The following is a 2,288-nucleotide window of genomic DNA, read 5'->3' on the forward strand; positions in this document are numbered from 1 at the left end:
GAGGCCGGCGAGCAGGAGCTGGCGTTGGACGTTACGGGCCTGCCCCCGGGTGTTTATTACTACCACCTGCTCACTGACCGGCTGGAAACCGGCCGGCTGCTGAAAACCCGCTAGCCCGCCATGGACTCCGTTATTTACGCCTCCTGGCTCCGGCCGGAGGCGTATCCCGGCACCTGCCGCATTAGGCACTGGCTGCTCCGGCTGCGGAGCATACTGCTGCTGGCTGGTTGCCTCTGCTGCCTGAACCTGCGGGCCCAGAACCTAGTACCTAATCCTGGCTTCGAGGAGTATGTACTGTGTGGGAAGGGCTATTCTACTACGGGAGGCAATGGAATGCGAGGGTTCGGCACCCAACCCGGCGATGGGACCTATGGTACCGGCTCGCCGGGCTGGCAGAGCCTTACCGGGGGCGTGGGCCATCTATTGCCTTGTAACGTAGAGCCTTTGTGGCCGGCTCCGCCCCGGCCCTGGTTTCAGCCCCACTCGGGAGAGGGCTACATCTATATATACGTTAATGGAGAATACGTACCCGGCAGCAACGCCACCTACGACAAGGACCACGCCTACGCCCAGGCCAAGCTGCTGGCCCCGCTGCAGGCTGGCTGTACCTACCGCATTACGTTTTACGCCCGGCTGCTGGGCCTAGTCGGCAAGCTACCCGATTTGGTTCCCCCCGTGGCTTCCGACGGACTGAGCGCCTACGTTTCGCGGGAGGTCATCTACCACGCGGACGGCACCAACCTGATTGGCTACCCGGCCCAGGTAGGGCTGGCCCGGGGCCAGCTGCTCACCGATACCGTCAACTACGTGCACATTACCGGCACCTTCGTGGCCCAGGGCGGCGAGCAGTACCTGACCCTGGGTAACTTCCGCCCCACTGAGCAAACCACCATGCGCCGCCTGCTGCCCCGGCCAACCGAGCCGACCGTCTCTTCCTGCCGCTACGCCATCGACGACGTGTCGGTGGTGGCCGTGCCGCCGGCGGAGCTTACCCTCAGCGCCGGCCCCGACCGCCAGCTGTGCCCAACGGCCGGCAGCTCACTCACGCTCACAGCCTCGGCCGGCTTTGCCGCCTACCGCTGGAGCACGGGCCAAACCACCCGCACCATCACCGTCACCGAGCCGGGCCGCTACATCGTGGCGGCCGACTTTGGCTGCGGTACTGTGCAGGATACCGTAGTAGTAACCCGCCAGTCAGCGGACCTGCGCCTGCTGCCCGCCCCCGCCGCCGCGCTGTGCCCCGGTAGCGCCTCTACGCTCACGGCGGCCGCTGGCTTTACTGACTACCGCTGGGCCGACGGCCCAACCGGCGCCACCCGCTCCGTGTACCAGCCGGGCTGGTACCGGCTTACGGCTACCACCACCGCGGGCTGCCCCGTGCAGGACAGTGTGCTGGTGCCGGCCGGCACCCGGCCGGTGCTGCCGCCCCTGCCCGCCGATACGCTCATGTGTGCCGCCGAGCCCCTGACGCTGCGCCTGCCCCCGCCCCCGCCCCGCACCACCTACACCTGGCCCGACGGCAGCCGGGCGCTTACTTACACCACTTCCCGGGCCGGGCTGGTGCCGGTGCTGGTGACCACGGCCTGCGGCCAGGCCACGGCTACGGTGCTCGTTCGGACCCAGGACTGCGCCCCCCTGCAGATTCCCAACGTTGTTACGGCAAATGCCGATGGGCGCAATGACTTCTTCGTCATCCAAGGCCTCATCCAACGCCCGCTGGGACTGCGCCTCTACGACCGGTGGGGCCGGCAGGTACACGCCAGCGCCGACTACCACAATACCTGGCCCGGGCCGGGCGTGGCCCCCGGTCTCTACTACTACCACGTGCTGGATGCGCGCTACCGGCGCACCTACCGCGGCTGGGTGGAAGTGCTGCGCTAGGCCACCGGACTGCGGGCCGGGTGAAGTACCCGCGCAGGCGGCCCGGCCCGGCCTGCCCGGTATCCTGCCGCCGCCGCCAGCCTGGCCCCTTGCCCGGAAACCCGTAGGTTTTGGCCAGGCACTTTCTGCGGGCGGCAGTAGGACCGTCCGGGGCTTCGACAGTACTTTGCGCTTTCTTCGCACTGGCTTTCGTGGCCCCTCCAGCGGGGTACCCTGCCCTACCCTGCCCTACTCTACCCTATTGCCCCAATACGCATTTAACTTATTTCCTTTCTTCATACTCTTATGAAACCGCTTTTACGGCTTGCCTGCCGCGCCCTCGGGGTGGCCTTGCTCCTCCCGGCTCCGGCAGTAGCCCAATCTTCTCAGATGAAGAACTGGGTGCTATCCCCCACCCGCATCAATTT

The 2,288-nt window shown here is 66.8% G+C and carries 1 protein-coding gene; it reads left to right on the top strand.

All coding sequences use genetic code 11. From position 1 onward, the window contains the following. Nucleotides 1-120 precede the first annotated feature (120 nt). Complete coding sequence (locus FY528_RS21095) at nt 121-1,881, top strand: T9SS type B sorting domain-containing protein (protein WP_149072984.1); 1,761 nt, start codon at nt 121-123, stop codon at nt 1,879-1,881. The last annotated feature ends 407 nt before the right edge of the window (nt 1,882-2,288 follow it).

The sequence above is a fragment of the Hymenobacter lutimineralis genome, from assembly GCF_008271285.1.
Taxonomy (GTDB): Bacteria; Bacteroidota; Bacteroidia; order Cytophagales; family Hymenobacteraceae; genus Hymenobacter; species Hymenobacter lutimineralis.